Genomic DNA, 15,160 nt, shown 5'->3' with positions numbered 1-15,160 from the left:
CCTTTTTGTAATGGAACAATGCGCCAGGCGAGAAAAGACCCAAGTGAATAACCTTCACTTGGGTCGTGGGTATTAAGTCGCGTTAGCGATTTTGTTCTTAAGTGCCTGCAGCGGAAATCAACATTCATGTTAACACAGACTTTGGCTAAAAAATGAATCAAAATTGTTATCTTAATAAAGGAATATGTTAGTTGGTGTCGAACTAGTTAGTGTAAGAAAGGAGGACGATTCATTGTTAACCGCGATAACTGAAGATGGCAGACGTATTTGCTTAGCCGATTTTGCCAAAGATTCACAATCCTTACGAGCCCTTAAGCAAACGATGACGTTTTTTTGCCCGGGCTGCAAGGAGAAAATGATTTTAAAAATTGGAACAAAAAAAATTACCCATTTTGCACATTTCAGGGTCAGCAGCTGTAGTGAGCACTTTGAAAAGGAATCAGCCTATCATCTTGCAGGAAAACAAAAGCTCTATTTATGGCTGAGGGACCAGGGGCTTAAACCCGAACTTGAAGTTTTTGACCACAACATAAGGCAACGGCCCGACATACGTTTCACCTATCAAAATGTTTGCTTTGCTCTGGAGTTCCAATGCTCTGTCATTCCAGATGAACTATTTAAGAAAAGAACCCGCAGCTATTTAGAGAATGGTTACGTACCGCTCTGGATTTTGGGAGGAAACTTTGTTTCGCGAAAAGGTAATTCCGTATCATCTCTTTCAGATTTTCAATATCTCTGCATGACAGCACATCACCAACAAGCTTCAATCACCTACTTCTGCCCGAATTCCAATCAATTTATTTTCATTCAAAAAATCTTCCCAATCTCAACCCGAAATGCTTTGACCACGCTAGCCTGTGAGCCGCTTACCACAATAACCATTGATAGGTTCCTTCATCCTTTATTAAATAAACCACCAAATCTACAAACATGGCAAAAGGAAATAGGGTCTTTTAAACAATTATTTTCGCAAAATCCTCAAAGCTATCGTGATCCATTCCTAAAAATGCTCTATAGCCATCATCTCCATCTAATCTATTTACCGCCGGAGGTTGGCCTGCCGGTGGCCAATAGCATCTTTATTAGAACACCACCGGCAGTTTGGCAGGGATTCCTTTATCTTGATTGCTTTTTAAAACGAAATCCAGGAGAAACCATTTCGATTTCATCTATATATCAAGCCTTCCAAAAACGTGTGAATCAAAAACAGATTTTGTTAAGAGAGCTCCCGTTGTTAACAGGGAATGCGACTAGGGCTATCAATGAATATTTATTTTTACTGGAGAGATGTGGGTATTTAACGGCCTGGGACGAAACTATCTATCAGATTAATCGGCAATTGAAGGTTGCACGGAATATGATGGAACAGGAACAAGCATTGCGAGATTTTTATCAAAGACATCAGACAATTTTTCAGTAAAATGATGACTTTTCCTAAAAATACATACAATAATGGGGAGTAATTTTGATTGTGGGAAGGAAATAAACAACGGAAATCGAATTAAACAAAAGATGGTATGGAGACGACAAGAATGGAGGTATTTGCATGGAACAAGAACCTAAACGTAAAGGATTGCCAGTACGAAGCGAAATTGCGATGGAGGATACATGGAGACTTGAGGATATTTTTGCAACCGATGAAGCATGGAATCAAGAATTTGAAGAGGTAAAACAACTCATTCCTGGCGTACGCGAATTTGCTGGAAAGCTTCATGAAAGTGCTGATACTTTATACAAAACGTTATCTTTACAGGATCAGTTATTGGAACGGATTAGTAAATTGTATACTTATGCGCATATGCGATATGACCAAGATACAACCAACTCATATTATCAAGGGCTGGATGATCGAATCAAGGCATTATATTCCCAGGTGGGTAGTGCATTGGCATACATCGTACCCGAAATATTATCGATTGAGGAAGCAAAGGTGGCAAGCTTTTTAACCGAAAAGCCTGAGCTAAAACTATATGAACATGCCTTAGCTGAAATTAATCTGCAGCGCCCACATGTGTTATCAGCAGAACAAGAGGCGTTATTAGCAGAAGCTGGTGAGGTCCTAAGTGCTTCGAGTACGACATTTGGCATTTTAAATAATGCTGATTTGCAATTTCCGCACATTAAGGATGAGAACGGTGAAGAGGTAGAAGTAACTCACGGTCGCTACATTCGCTTCCTTGAAAGCGAAAATCGTCAGGTTCGCGAGGACGCCTTTAAAGCGGTATACAGCACATACGGAAAATTTCAAAATACATTTGCGAGTACATTATCCGGACAAGTTAAAAATGATAATTTTAATGCTCGTGTCCGCAAGTATGAATCAGCTCGTCACGCTGCATTAGCAGACAACAATATTCCGGAATCGGTTTACGAGAATCTTGTTGCTACCATTAATGAGCATTTGCCAATTTTGCATCGCTACATTAAGCTTCGCAAAGAAGTGTTGGCCGTTGATGAATTGCATATGTATGACCTATTTGTGCCGTTAGTGAAAAATGTGAAAATGGAGATTCCTTATGGGGAAGCGAAGGAATTAATCCTGAAAGGTTTAGCACCGTTAGGCGAGGAATATTTGAATGTTTTAAAAGAAGGCTTTGATAACCGCTGGGTCGATGTTCATGAAAATAAAGGGAAGCGTAGCGGGGCATACTCATCAGGCACATATGGCACGAATCCATATATCCTGATGAACTGGCAGGATAATGTCAACAATCTATTTACATTGGTTCATGAGTTTGGGCATTCAGTGCATAGCTACTATACACGCAAAACTCAACCTTATCCATATGGAAGTTATTCTATTTTTGTAGCTGAAGTAGCGTCTACGTGTAATGAAGCGCTGTTAAATGATTACTTAATCAGAACAACTGAAGATGAAGATAAACGTTTATATTTGTTAAATCACTATTTAGAGGGTTTTAGAGGTACGGTATTTCGCCAAACGATGTTCGCAGAGTTCGAGCATCTCATTCATCAAAAGGCACAAAACAACGAGCCAATTACCGCTGAAATGTTAACGAAGGAATACTATGCTTTAAACAAGAAATATTTTGGTGATGATCACATCGTCATTGATGAGGAAATAGGTTTAGAGTGGGCGAGGATTCCACATTTCTATTATAATTATTATGTTTACCAATACGCGACAGGTTTTAGTGCGGCAACAGCACTCTCAAAGCAGATTCTCACGGAGGGTGAGCCAGCGGTAACACGCTATATTGATTTCTTAAAATCAGGAAGCTCTGATTACCCAATCGAGGTTCTGAAAAAAGCAGGAGTAGATATGACAAGTAAACAGCCAATTGCTGATGCTTGTAAAGTATTTGAAGAAAAGTTAAATGAAATGGAAAGCTTATTATTGAAACGTTAAATAATCTGCGAGTCTGGTGGAAGTTAGGCACAATAAAAAGAAGGGATGAGCAATGGTTAGCTGCTCATCCCTGTTAAAATCCTTTAAATTTTTTACGGTTATTCAGGTAGGTTACAATTAAAAATAATGTAATAAATAAGAGCGGCGATGTTACATATAGCGGCACGAGATTTAATAATGCAAGTAGATGATAACCAAACACTACTGCGAAGGCGATAACCATGCTTGGGAAAATGAACTTATGCTTGGTTGACAAAGGGATGCTCCTTTCTTGGTGATTCAATACGGATATAACCCTATCATTTTTGTGCACTCTTATTGAATCCTATGCAAATGTGTCGAAAATATGCATGGTATTTGACAATCCTGTGAATTGCGCTGGAGATTTATTGCGACTGCTATTTGATCCGTGATATATTTTAGACGTGAAGTTGATCACAAGCAAACATATACCCCTTTGTTTGACCGTGAAAAATTTCTCCCATCCCCTTTGTTCGTAAAATAACAGAAAAAACCTTGTAGCCCAAGACTACAAGGTTTTTTTCTATTCACTTTTAAATAGTGACTGAGAATAGCCACTATTTACATTCAGGCACATCAATTGCTCTCCAAAATACGCCATATTTTGCTGGAACCTGTTCTACTACTTGCTTTAGCTGAAGCTTTTTCATCTCGCGATTTACTTCACTCAAAGTCATATCGTATACAACAGCAATTTCTTTGTCAGCGACAAGTTTAAAATAATTTAAAAAGCTTTCTAGTGATGGTGGAGCTGCTGGAACAGGCTTATACTGCAACATTTCTTCAAGAATTTGAACGTAAATTTCATACGAATAATGACCAGTTATTTTGATGCCTTCCTCTTCAATATTTTCATTAAAAAATACGAGTGTCGGGATCTCATGAACTTCCATTTCATTCATAATTTTTAAATCACACTGAAACGCTTTTGAGGCCATATCAGAATGAATATCGTTCACAAACTCTTCCACATCAAGCTGGATACTTTTTGCACATTCAATTAACACATCAAAATTTGATACGTTCTGTTTTTCTAAAAATAATACTTCTTGGATTTTGCGTAAAAACCGAATCCCAAATTTTCTTCCCTGTAGTTCTGCAGCTTTAATTGCAATTGACGTTAAATAAGGGGAAGAAATAGGGTTTTCAAGCCAAAGGTTTCCGTCACAAGACATTCCGAACCGACTTGCGGTTTTTTCCCAAAGATCGGCTTTTGTTTGATAGTTACTCTTTTTTCCTAAATTTAAGGTGTTTAAGCGACCACTTAAAACATGCTTTATCGAAAAGTATCGTCCATATTCAATTTGCAGTTTTTTTGTAATAGGTTCTAATGCCCAGCACTCAGGATTAAGAGGATCAACAAACATATAAATCTCGATTGGCTTCTTTTCCCCGCTCTGAAAGCAGTGGTGAGAAGAACCGAATGGATTTTGGAATGGACCTTGTTTGTTCACATTTTCTCACCTTTCAAACTTTCAGAATCGGGTGTATTAACCATATGCTCTGCAGTTAATACGAGCCTAGCATAATATTCATCGCGGAGCGGACCATCTAGTCCAACTTCATCCATGGCATCACTCATACATGCTAACCATGCACGTGCACGAGTAGGCGTTATTTCAAATGGTAGATGACGGGCACGCATCATAGGGTGCCCGTGTTCATTCGTATATAAAGGTGGACCACCCAGATACTGGGTTTGGAACTGTTTTTGCTTTCGAGCAGTTTCGGTTAAGTCCTCAGGGAAAATTGGCGATAGGTCAGGATGTTTTCCAACCCGGCGATAGAAAGCGTCAATTAATCGGTGTAGCGTATTTTCACCGATTGCCTCAAAAGGTGTAGGCATTTTTTCGACCATAGTGCAGGGCTCCTTTACCTAGATAATTCTGTCTATATTGTAGCAACGCTTTTTTTATATCACAAATATATTGCTTTTGTGCGCTATTCCACATTTTAAACAGCCCTTATTAATTTACACAAAAACAAAACCAGTTTCCAGTAATCTACCTACAGAATTGAAATTAATGTTTATTTTTTTTTGAGCTGTTAATCAGGAATGTTGATTTCCGCTGCAGGCACTTCGCTTTCCGCAGGGCTAGTTGGGAGCCTCCTCGGCGCATTCGCGCTTGTGGGGTCTCCCATACCAGCTACTCCTGCAGGAGTCTTCGTGCCTTCCGCTCCAATCAACATGCAAAAATCAATCCTCAGCTTTATCATAATTTTTTTAAAAATATAAAATATAATTGCGCAATTTTATGCCTGGTATTTTTGGTTATAGAACCGTTGAATCTTATTGTCGGTTTTTCTGAGTGGGATATTCATGGTTTCTAACAATTGCCGAAAAACAGCTTTGCCTTCCCCAGGATCGGTTACTTCGTATTCGAGCTCAAAATCTTCCGCATTCAAATAGCGACTAGAATCAAATACAAGTAGGCCCCCCATATATTCTAGTTCAGCTCTTAAGGTCGTGAGTGTTCCGAAGAACTCGATAGATTCGATGTCTACACCTACAGTCTCCAATGCTACTTTCACAGCGCCTTCAGGGAAACGAGCATTATTAAACATATTCTCTGCATCATCCTTTGTTAACGACTGATTTGTTTCAAGCAATCCCACCTCAGCAGGCTGTTTTAAAGTTAATTCATAGCATCCTTCTTTTTCACGAATGCGTAATGCTGAACGTAGATTTTTTAAGGCAAACTCTGCGGTATCAAAATAATGATTGATTTGTTGTTTAATTTGGTGGGTCTCGATTTTAAAATGATTCAGAAGTGCCTCGTATTCAAGCTTGGTTAATAGATTTTTATATTCGATTTCGATTTGCTGTGCCAAAATGGTCATCCTTTCCTCGTTTCTTCTAGTTCATATTATCCCTTTCTTTCAAAGAGACATCAATTTTGGGAATCATCGCACAAATATGATAAAATATTTATTAAATCCCTAGATTTACTTTAGGGTATCGGATGAGGTGAGATTTGTTGGAACAATGGGAACATTTTTTAGCTCCATACAAACAAGCGGTTGAAGAATTAAAGGTAAAATTAAGAGGGATGCGCAGCCAGTTTGAACTAGATGGCTCCCCTTCACCAATAGAGTTTGTAACCGGTCGGGTCAAACCGATTGCCAGTATCTTGGACAAGGCGATCCAAAAGCAGATCCCTTTAAATAAATTAGAATTGGAAATGCAGGATATTGCTGGACTGCGGATGATGTGCCAATTTGTCGATGATATTAAGACTGTGGTCAAATTATTAAGAGAAAGAAAAGATTTCGAAATCGTCGAGGAAAGAAATTATATATCGAACAAGAAAGCAAGTGGATATCGGTCTTATCATGTTGTGATTCGTTATCCTGTCCAGACTATCAATGGTGAGAAAAAGATATTAGTAGAAATTCAAATTCGGACGCTAGCGATGAATTTCTGGGCTACGATTGAGCACTCTTTGAATTACAAATACAAAGGCCAATTTCCAAAGGATATCCAAACGCGCTTGCAACGCGCCGCCGAAGCAGCCTTTCGTCTTGATGAGGAAATGTCGCTAATCAGAGGTGAAATCCAGGAAGCGCAAGCATTTTTCACGTTAAAAAAAGAAACTAGTCAAGAGGGAAAAAGCAGTTAATAGGAGAATAACAAATAGTCTAAGTAAATATAAATGAGGGGTAAAAAATGAAATTTGCAATCACGTCAAAAGGGGATTCTAGGTCAGATACACTAAAGCATAAAATGAGAACCTATTTGTTGGACTTTGATTTGATTTATGATGAAGACCAACCAGATATTGTTGTCTCAATTGGTGGAGATGGTACGCTCTTATATGCCTTCCATCGCTACAGTAGTCGCCTTGATAAGACAGCCTTTGTCGGAATCCATACCGGCCACTTAGGATTTTATGCCGATTGGGTCCCAGAAGAAATAGAAAAGCTCGTGATTGCGATTGCGAGAACACCATATCAAGTCGTTGAATATCCCCTATTGGAAACAATTATTCGATATCAACATGGTGGCCGCGAAACGCGCTATTTAGCCCTAAACGAAGCAACGGTAAAAAGTGTAGAAGGTACACTGGTAATGGACGTCGAAATCCGTGGCCAACACTTTGAACGTTTCCGTGGTGACGGACTTTGTGTATCAACGCCTTCAGGCAGTACTGCTTATAATAAAGCGCTAGGTGGGGCAATTTTGCATCCTTCGATACCAGCTCTACAGTTGACTGAAATGGCATCTATCAATAATCGCGTGTTCAGAACCATAGGTTCACCACTGATTTTGCCGGATCACCACACCTGTCGATTAAAGCCAGTCAACGGTCCTGATTTTCAAATTACCATTGATCATTTAACCTTGTTACATAAGGACGTTAAATCGATTCAATATCGGGTTGCAGACGAGAAAATCCGCTTCGCGAGATTCCGGCCATTCCCGTTCTGGAAGCGAGTCCATGATTCATTCGTCTCCGAGGATTAATTTTATTTTTACATAAAGGAATGTGCACCATGGACGAAAGGTTTTTTATTACTTGGGAAATAAAAATGTCTGCTGCGGGTAAGCTCATTCGAGAGTTCCTCAAAGAGCAGGGTATTTCGAAAACCGCTTTAACTGATATTAAATTCAGAGGTGGAGACATCTTAATCAATGGCGAAACCGTCAATGTTCGTTACCGTTTGCAAGATAGTGATGTGTTAACGCTGATTTTTCCAAAGGAAGAGCCCAGTGAAGGGATTATTCCAGAGCATTTGCCACTATCAATTGTTTATGAAGATCCATATGTGTTAATTATAAATAAACCAAGCGGGATGAGTACGATACCATCCCGCGAGCATCCGTCGGGCAGTCTTGCGAATGGACTACTTGGCTATTATGAGCAAATTGGTTTGTCAGCAACTGCGCATATAGTTACGAGACTTGACCGAGACACTTCCGGTCTTGTGCTAGTTGCCAAGCATCGCCACGTTCATCATTTGTTAAGCGAATTGCAGAAACAGGGGCGTGTAAAAAGGATATATGAGGCACTTGCATCGGGTTTGTTTGAGGATGATTTTGGTAAAATTGTTCAGCCGATTGCCCGCAAACAGACTAGCATCATTGAGCGGGAAGTGCACCCATCTGGACAATACGCATGCACCAATTATTGGGTGTTGTCTCGGAAGGAGAGTAAAGGGTTTACACATGTAAAGCTACAGCTGGAAACGGGAAGAACCCATCAAATCAGAGTTCATCTTAGTTTTTTAGGTCATCCATTATTAGGTGATGATATGTACGGTGGGCCGCTTCAGTTGATAAGTAGGCAGGCGCTTCATTGTCGCGAGGTTTCATTTTATCATCCATTTTTGGAGGAGGAGTGTTTCTTTACTACTCCGTTACCTGAGGATATGCAGCAAGTGTTGTTGTAGTAATAATTGATTGTTAATTTTTGAAAAATGGTCACATGAATTTTCATGTGACCAAAACATCCGTTCACAGCTCACGAAACTTCTCGGCCACAAACGGCATAGTTGAATCAACTGAAACAATTTCCTTTTCTGGATAACGCAAGGCAGTCAACATGCCACCAAACACAGCACCCGTATCAATATTATAAGTATTATTTACAACTCTAACTTGCTTTACCGGAGTGTGACCATATACAATACATGCTTTTCCAGAATAATGCTTTGCCCAATCGAGCCTTACAGGAGAGCCATCAGGATGCGCTTCACCAGTAATATCACCATACAAGACAAATGTTTTCACCTTTGAACCTGATTTTCCGATATAATCCTGGCGAATTCCAGCATGTGCGATGACAAGCTTGCCCTTGTCTAATTGCCGGTACAGTGGTGCTTTTTCATAGAGCTCAATAAACATGTGCCGAACTTTTTGCTGTTCCTGGCTATTGAGCGCATCGTACTCCGCAACGGTTGTTTCTAAGCCATGAGTAATTTGGACTTTGTTGCCAAGCAAATAGCGATATAGCTTGTTGCAATGGTTTCCAGGAACGTAATAAGCACTACCGTTTGCAACAACTAGCTTCCACACAATTTCAACTATTTTCAAAGAAGCTGGCCCCCGATCAGTCAAATCACCGACAAAGGCTAGCCTTCGACCTTGCGGGTGAACTGGAACGCCTTCAACAGTCCATTCATAACCTAGCATCTCTGTTAATGCTTTAAACTCCTGATAACAGCCGTGAATATCTCCGATAATATCTATCTTCATTGTCCCTTCGCTCCCTTGGTATAAATGAATTCAAAAAAAACCATCTTACAAATATCTCAAAAAGGGGGTAATCAATAATGGAGCCACAAGCATCCGTCATGTCACTATTTATCGTGATTATTGTTGCATTTTTAACCCCAATCATGCAACATCGTTTAAAACTTACGATCATCCCAGTTGTAGTAGCCGAAATTTTAATGGGTCTTATCATTGGAAAAAGTGGGCTTAACCTTGTACATGAGGACGTTTGGCTTGAGACATTGTCGACGCTCGGTTTTATTTTCTTAATGTTCTTAAGTGGATTGGAGATTGATTTTACAGCTTTTTCACGTAAAAAATCAAGCAAGACCAATATCCTGCCTAGTGGGAAAGCAGAACCGAACAGCTTCATTGTCGCAATGGTTATTTTCATGGGGATTTTTATCGCTTCGTTTGTATTGTCATATTTATTTGTGTTAGCCGACTTAATCGAGAATGCCTTTTTAATGACTTTAATTATTTCAACAATCTCATTAGGAGTCGTGGTGCCAACCCTAAAAGAGGGGCACCTCATGAAAACCGTGATTGGCCAAATCATTCTTCTTGTTGCCGTAATTGCAGACCTGGTAACGATGATTTTGCTTGCTGTATTTGCCTCACTTTATGATGAGGGTGGAGGTAACACTTGGTTGTTACTTGTGTTATTCGCTGTGGGTGTCCTTTTATTCTTTATTGGTAAAAGGTTTAAAAATCGTGCTTTTCTAGAGGTGCTATCAAAAGGAACAACACAAATTGGCACACGGGCTGTTTTTGCGTTAATTATTTTTCTTGTTGCTTTATCAGAGTCGGTTGGTGCTGAAAATATTCTTGGGGCGTTTTTGGCCGGGGTGTTAGTATCGTTGCTCTCTCCAAACCAGGAGTTGATTCATAAACTCGACTCATTTGGCTACGGATTTTTAATTCCGATTTTCTTTGTTATGGTGGGAGTGAAGCTTGATATTGGTTCATTACTGAGCGATCCGAAATTGCTCTTGCTTGTGCCGTTGCTATTAATCGCATTACTAATCTCAAAGCTTCTCCCAGTTTATATGTTGAAAAAATGGTATGACAGAAAGACAGTTGTTGCCTCTGGGTTTCTGCTCACGTCAACGCTGTCCTTGGTCATTGCAGCGGCAACAATTGGTGAGCGTTTAGGTGCGATTACAACAGAAATGAGTGGAACGTTAATTTTCGTTGCCGTCATCACTTCGATTTTCACGCCGATAGTGTTTAAAAAGTTGTTCCCGAAAGAGCAGTTGGCCACCAAAAAAATCAAAATTGTCTTTATCGGCGCTAACCAACTATCGCTGCAGGTTTCACGAGAACTGGAACCAACACTTTACGAAACAGTAGTCTATACGACCAAACAAGAAAAATCAGAAAAACAGATTGCAGGGTCTGTTTTTGATATGGTTGAGATTCCTGACTATTCAATTGATACATTAAAAAATACCGAAAGCTTCGCTGCTGATACGGATACAGTCGTAATTTTAACTGGAAATCAGGATACAAATGCCAGTCTTGCTCGAAATATTAAAGAAAATGTCGCTTGTCGGGTAATCGCCAGAATTGAGGGCCAAGCTCTTCAGGAACAGTTAGGGGAAATGGGAATAGAATTCTTTTCTGGATTTTTGGCACAACATACGCTGCTACGGGCTTCGATTGTATCCCCGAGCATGATAAGCATTTTAACTAATCAGGAAACAGCCTTGTTTGAAATTACGATGCTTAATGAAGAATTTGCGGGAATGAAGCTGAGAGAGTTTCCGTTTACGGGTGATGTTATCTTTGTTCGGATTTTCAGGAAGCGTGATTCGATAATTCCACATGGGGATACTGAGCTTCACATCAATGATCGCCTGATTGTGACGGGATCAAAGGAATATGTTGAGCAACTGAAGCGGGAGCTGGAATTTTGTCAGTGGTGTTAATTTTTCGGTTTTTGGAAAAGATGGATATGAATTTTTGCTTTTCTTTTATAGATCAATATAGTAAGATTAGTACTAGGTACTAATATCATGTATTAATAGGAGGGTAATTGATGACTCTTTCTTTAGCTGGAAAAACTTATGTAGTTATGGGTGTAGCAAATAAACGTAGTATTGCCTGGGGTATCGCTCGTTCACTTCATACGGCGGGAGCCAGAATTGTATTTACATATGCAGGTGATAGATTAGAAAAGGGCGTAAGAGAATTAGCTGAAACATTAGAAGGTAATGATTCGCTAGTTTTACCATGTGATATTACAAATGATGAAGAAATCGCAAAATGCTTTGCTGATATTAAAGAAAAAATTGGTGTGATTCATGGTGTAGCACACTGTATTGCTTTTGCTAAAAAAGAAGAGCTTGAAGGCGACTATATGAACACAACTCGTGACGGTTTCCTTTTAGCGCATAATATCAGCGCTTATTCTTTAACTGCAGTTTGTAAGGAAGCGAAAGGCCTTATGACAGAAGGCGGCAGTATCGTTACGCTTACTTACCTTGGTGGAGAGCGCGTCTTACCAAACTACAATGTTATGGGTGTCGCAAAAGCATCACTTGAAGCAAGTGTTCGTTATTTAGCTAGTGATTTAGGTCCGCACGGAATCCGCATCAACTCTATCTCTGCTGGTCCGATTCGTACGCTTTCTGCTAAGGGTATCGGTGATTTTAACGAAATCTTAAAGCACATTGAAAAACGCGCTCCGCTTCGTCGTGGGACAGATACTGAAGAGGTTGGCGACACTGCAGTATTCCTATTCAGTAATATGTCTCGTGGTATTACAGGAGAGAACATTCATGTTGACTCTGGTTACCATACCATTGCTCTATAATATGATTAGACTAAAAAACCAAGCTTCGGCTTGGTTTTTTTTTTTATAATGGAATTTATTTTACAAAAAAAGAAAAAATTTTTCAGTACATTCATAAAATCCCTGCAGAAGTAGAAAATAAACAGGTATCTTCACCCCATCATTTAAAGAATTAGGAAGGGACTTTTATGAAAACAAACCTCATAACTCCACCCAAACTGAAATGGATCCTTGCTTTTATCATTGTAGTATTAGGAGGATGTACCAATTACTCAGGTTCTGAGACAAAAGTAGCTCTACTTAAAAAAGTTGACCCGCGCCCGACAGTATTTGGAACAAATGAATCAGAGGACATGGAAACACTTAAAAAAGTGCGCAAAGAGGTTATGGCGATTGAACCAGTATATGATGTTGCCATCGTAAAAGGGAAAAAGGATACGGTTGTAGCCTACAAGGTAAAACACATGCACCGTTTCCGAATGAAACAAATTGAAAAAGAAATCAATGAAAAGCTTGAAAAGAAATTCCCTAAGGAGGATTTCATCATTTCAAGTGACTATAAAATTTTTTTAGATGTAATTGAACTCATTAATGATGAAAATGACCCAAAACATTCCGATAAAGAGGCAGAGAAAAAGTTGAATGAAATCATTGAACTGAAAAAAGAGCTTACGTGAAAGGAAGGGAATTTTCTTGGGAAAAAAAGAACAACTGCAAAAACTAACCCCTGAACAATTGGAATACCAAGAATTGCAGAAAAAACATGAGACTCAACGACCTGTACTTAAAAATTGCCTGAAGGCATTTTTGGTTGGTGGCACAATATGTTTAATTGGCCAAGCAGTCAGTTATTTTTATATTTATTTTTTTCGGTTCACTGAACAAACTACCGGTAATCCAACCGTGGCAACGATGGTTTTCTTTGCCATGCTACTGACAGGATTTGGCGTTTATGATCACATTGGCCAGATTGGCGGTGCTGGAAGTGCTGTACCTGTAACCGGATTTGGCAATGCGGTAATTTCTGCGGCGATTGAACACCGTACAGAAGGTTATGTCCTTGGTGTCGGTGGTAACATGTTTAAGCTTGCTGGCTCAGTGATTTTGTTTGGTGTTTTTTCGGCATTTGTAGTTGCACTGATTAAAACGCTATTGACAATTTGGGGGGTCATTTAATTGCTAAAAGGCAAGCAAAGTTGGCTGTTTGAAAGCCAGCCCTCCATTATATCTACCGGTGTTTCAGGCGGTCCGTTTGAAGCTAACGGCAATCTCGCTAACGACTTTGATATTTTACATGAGGATTTATGGATGGGGCAGGATTCGTATGAAAAAGCCCATCGTGTCTTAATAGAAGAAGCAGCGCAGACTGCAATTCAAAAAGGAAATCTGCAAAAGGATCAATTTCAGTTTTTTATCGCTGGAGATTTAATTAACCAAATTACCCCGACCAGCTTTGCGGCTCGGACATTACAGTTACCTTATATGGGCTTATTTGGGGCTTGTTCAACCTCAATGGAGGGACTTGCACTGGCATCTTTTTTAATCAATTATCAAGGGGCAAATTATATTTTAACTGGAGCAGCCAGCCACAATGCTGCAGCGGAAAAGCAATTCCGCTATCCAACCGAATACGGTGGTCAAAAGCCACCCACTGCACAATGGACAGTAACAGGTGCTGGAGTGGCTGTCTTGGCGAAGAACTCAGGGAATGCAGCTGATCCAGTGACTACATCTGCGACTATCGGCAAAGTAATCGACATGGGTATCACCGATCCGTTCAATATGGGAGGAGCGATGGCCCCGGCAGCGGCTGATACGATTACCGCTCATTTTAACGATTTGGGGCGCAATGCCGATTATTATGACCTCATCGTGACCGGCGACTTAGGACGAATCGGGCATGAAACAGCAATGGAATTGTTGGGTAAGAGCAACATTAATCTGACTGAGGAAAAGTTTAAGGATTGCGGAATGTTGATTTATAAAAGTGATCAACCTGTCCAAGCTGGTGCAAGCGGAGCGGGCTGTTCAGCATCCGTAGTATACGGTCATTTACTGAACGAAATGAAAAAGGGGACCTACAAGAAAATACTTGTCGTAGCAACAGGTGCGCTATTATCACCTTTATCGTTCCAACAGGGTGAAAGTATTCCGTGCATCGCTCATGCTGTGTCAATAGAGATGCCGTAGAATCATTATGACGAATCAGAAATGAAAAGGTAATCTATAGTCAAATCAAACTCCTCAGTCAATTTTTAGCAAATCATGGGTAAAAGGAGGGATTGTTATGTTGCCGATGTTTTTCTGGGCTTTTGTCGTTGGGGGGCTGATATGCGTATTAGGCCAACTCCTCTTTGATGTAGCCAAATTAACACCAGGACATACGTTGAGTCTACTTGTTGTCATCGGAGCGGTTATGGATGGCTTTGGTCTATACGAGCCATTAGTGGATTTTGCTGGTGCGGGTGCGACCATTCCTATTACAAGCTTCGGGAATTCATTAGTTCACGGCGCGTTGCAGGAGGCTGACCAGCATGGCTTGGTGGGCGTATTAACCGGAATGTTCGAAGTAACGAGCTCGGGGATTTCTGCAGCTATTATTTTTGGTTTCATTGGAGCGTTAATGTTTAAACCAAAAGGCTGATTTTTCGCGGATAACCATTAGCAATCAAACCAACCAGTGGAAACGTTTATCGTATTTAGAATTTTTTGGACTGTGCCCATAACACTTTTTCCGCTTTTACATATCTTATATTGA

At 40.0% G+C, this 15,160-nt stretch carries 17 protein-coding genes; 11 read left to right on the top strand and 6 right to left on the bottom strand.

Annotation, left to right across the window (positions count from 1 at the left end; translation table 11 throughout):
- Positions 1–232 precede the first annotated feature (232 nt).
- Positions 233–1,420: a competence protein CoiA gene (locus tag HHO41_RS14515; protein ID WP_169099867.1), complete on the top strand. Its 1,188-nt coding sequence runs from the start codon at positions 233–235 to the stop codon at positions 1,418–1,420.
- Positions 1,421–1,546: 126 nt separating this feature from the next.
- Positions 1,547–3,370 carry an oligoendopeptidase F gene (gene pepF, locus HHO41_RS14510; protein WP_169099865.1) on the top strand — a complete coding sequence of 608 codons (1,824 nt, stop codon included), beginning with the start codon at positions 1,547–1,549 and terminating at the stop codon, positions 3,368–3,370.
- A 73-nt stretch (positions 3,371–3,443) separates the two neighbouring features.
- On the opposite strand, the gene HHO41_RS14505 is transcribed toward pepF, so the two are convergent.
- The 5 genes from HHO41_RS14505 to HHO41_RS14485 all read right to left on the bottom strand — a co-directional run bounded on the left by HHO41_RS14505 (position 3,444) and on the right by HHO41_RS14485 (position 6,223).
- Entirely contained in the window at positions 3,444–3,626 is a 183-nt protein-coding gene (locus tag HHO41_RS14505; RefSeq protein ID WP_169099663.1) for a hypothetical protein, read from the bottom strand.
- 322 nt (positions 3,627–3,948) lie between these two features.
- Positions 3,949–4,845 (bottom strand): ClpXP adapter SpxH family protein, encoded by an 897-nt coding sequence (locus tag HHO41_RS14500; RefSeq protein ID WP_348981284.1) that lies wholly within the window; start codon positions 4,843–4,845, stop codon positions 3,949–3,951.
- Positions 4,842–5,249 (bottom strand): globin domain-containing protein, encoded by a 408-nt coding sequence (locus HHO41_RS14495; protein ID WP_169099863.1) that lies wholly within the window; start codon positions 5,247–5,249, stop codon positions 4,842–4,844. Before HHO41_RS14495 ends, HHO41_RS14500 begins: the two co-directional genes overlap by 4 nt.
- Positions 5,250–5,437: 188 nt before the next feature.
- Entirely contained in the window at positions 5,438–5,581 is a 144-nt protein-coding gene (locus HHO41_RS14490) for a hypothetical protein (RefSeq protein WP_169099661.1), read from the bottom strand.
- Positions 5,582–5,644: 63 nt separating this feature from the next.
- Positions 5,645–6,223, bottom strand: a complete 579-nt coding sequence (locus tag HHO41_RS14485; RefSeq protein ID WP_211171172.1) for a CYTH domain-containing protein — start codon at positions 6,221–6,223, stop codon at positions 5,645–5,647.
- Between the two features lie 146 nt (positions 6,224–6,369).
- Between HHO41_RS14485 and yjbM the strand changes: the two genes are divergently transcribed.
- Genes yjbM through HHO41_RS14470 form a run of 3 tightly spaced genes read left to right on the top strand, consistent with a single transcriptional unit; the run spans position 6,370 to position 8,782 of the window.
- A complete protein-coding gene (yjbM, locus tag HHO41_RS14480; protein WP_169099861.1) occupies positions 6,370–7,011 on the top strand; it encodes a GTP diphosphokinase in 642 nt (213 codons plus the stop codon).
- A gap of 47 nt (positions 7,012–7,058) precedes the next feature.
- Positions 7,059–7,856 (top strand): NAD kinase, encoded by a 798-nt coding sequence (locus HHO41_RS14475; RefSeq protein ID WP_169099859.1) that lies wholly within the window; start codon positions 7,059–7,061, stop codon positions 7,854–7,856.
- 29 nt (positions 7,857–7,885) lie between these two features.
- A complete protein-coding gene (locus tag HHO41_RS14470; protein WP_169099857.1) occupies positions 7,886–8,782 on the top strand; it encodes an RluA family pseudouridine synthase in 897 nt (298 codons plus the stop codon).
- Positions 8,783–8,846: 64 nt separating this feature from the next.
- On the opposite strand, the gene prpE is transcribed toward HHO41_RS14470, so the two are convergent.
- Positions 8,847–9,587: a bis(5'-nucleosyl)-tetraphosphatase PrpE gene (gene prpE / locus HHO41_RS14465; RefSeq protein WP_169099855.1), complete on the bottom strand. Its 741-nt coding sequence runs from the start codon at positions 9,585–9,587 to the stop codon at positions 8,847–8,849.
- Positions 9,588–9,664: 77 nt separating this feature from the next.
- Here prpE and HHO41_RS14460 point away from each other — a divergent pair, with 77 nt between their 5' ends.
- From HHO41_RS14460 to spoVAE, 6 genes are all read left to right on the top strand, one after another.
- On the top strand, positions 9,665–11,536 hold the full coding sequence (locus HHO41_RS14460) for a monovalent cation:proton antiporter family protein (protein WP_169099853.1): 1,872 nt from the start codon (positions 9,665–9,667) through the stop codon (positions 11,534–11,536).
- A gap of 110 nt (positions 11,537–11,646) precedes the next feature.
- Entirely contained in the window at positions 11,647–12,423 is a 777-nt protein-coding gene (fabI, locus tag HHO41_RS14455; RefSeq protein ID WP_169099851.1) for an enoyl-ACP reductase FabI, read from the top strand.
- Between the two features lie 167 nt (positions 12,424–12,590).
- A complete protein-coding gene (locus HHO41_RS14450) occupies positions 12,591–13,079 on the top strand; it encodes a sporulation protein (protein WP_169099849.1) in 489 nt (162 codons plus the stop codon).
- Positions 13,080–13,095: 16 nt separating this feature from the next.
- Complete coding sequence (gene spoVAC, locus HHO41_RS14445; protein ID WP_169099847.1) at positions 13,096–13,578, top strand: stage V sporulation protein AC; 483 nt, start codon at positions 13,096–13,098, stop codon at positions 13,576–13,578.
- Positions 13,579–14,592 (top strand): stage V sporulation protein AD, encoded by a 1,014-nt coding sequence (spoVAD, locus tag HHO41_RS14440; RefSeq protein WP_169099845.1) that lies wholly within the window; start codon positions 13,579–13,581, stop codon positions 14,590–14,592.
- Positions 14,593–14,689: 97 nt separating this feature from the next.
- A complete protein-coding gene (gene spoVAE / locus HHO41_RS14435) occupies positions 14,690–15,046 on the top strand; it encodes a stage V sporulation protein AE (RefSeq protein ID WP_169099843.1) in 357 nt (118 codons plus the stop codon).
- Positions 15,047–15,160 lie beyond the last annotated feature (114 nt).

The sequence above is a fragment of the Bacillus sp. DNRA2 genome, from assembly GCF_012843265.1.
Lineage (GTDB): Bacteria > Bacillota > Bacilli > Bacillales > Cytobacillaceae > Bacillus_BU.
Note: the sequence above shows the minus strand (reverse complement) of the source record. Positions and strands in the feature narration are given on the sequence as shown.

Bases quoted from the DNA above. Each gene is read 5' to 3' on its own strand.
- HHO41_RS14475 (WP_169099859.1), top strand. From the start codon at position 7,059: ATGAAATTTGCAATCACGTCAAAAGGGGATTCTAGGTCAGATACACTA.
- HHO41_RS14495 (WP_169099863.1), bottom strand. From the start codon at position 5,249: ATGGTCGAAAAAATGCCTACACCTTTTGAGGCAATCGGTGAAAATACG.
- HHO41_RS14490 (WP_169099661.1), bottom strand. From the start codon at position 5,581: ATGTTGATTGGAGCGGAAGGCACGAAGACTCCTGCAGGAGTAGCTGGT.
- HHO41_RS14450 (WP_169099849.1), top strand. From the start codon at position 12,591: ATGAAAACAAACCTCATAACTCCACCCAAACTGAAATGGATCCTTGCT.
- spoVAE (WP_169099843.1), top strand. From the start codon at position 14,690: ATGTTGCCGATGTTTTTCTGGGCTTTTGTCGTTGGGGGGCTGATATGC.
- prpE (WP_169099855.1), bottom strand. From the start codon at position 9,587: ATGAAGATAGATATTATCGGAGATATTCACGGCTGTTATCAGGAGTTT.
- pepF (WP_169099865.1), top strand. From the start codon at position 1,547: ATGGAACAAGAACCTAAACGTAAAGGATTGCCAGTACGAAGCGAAATT.
- fabI (WP_169099851.1), top strand. From the start codon at position 11,647: ATGACTCTTTCTTTAGCTGGAAAAACTTATGTAGTTATGGGTGTAGCA.
- HHO41_RS14470 (WP_169099857.1), top strand. From the start codon at position 7,886: ATGGACGAAAGGTTTTTTATTACTTGGGAAATAAAAATGTCTGCTGCG.
- HHO41_RS14460 (WP_169099853.1), top strand. From the start codon at position 9,665: ATGGAGCCACAAGCATCCGTCATGTCACTATTTATCGTGATTATTGTT.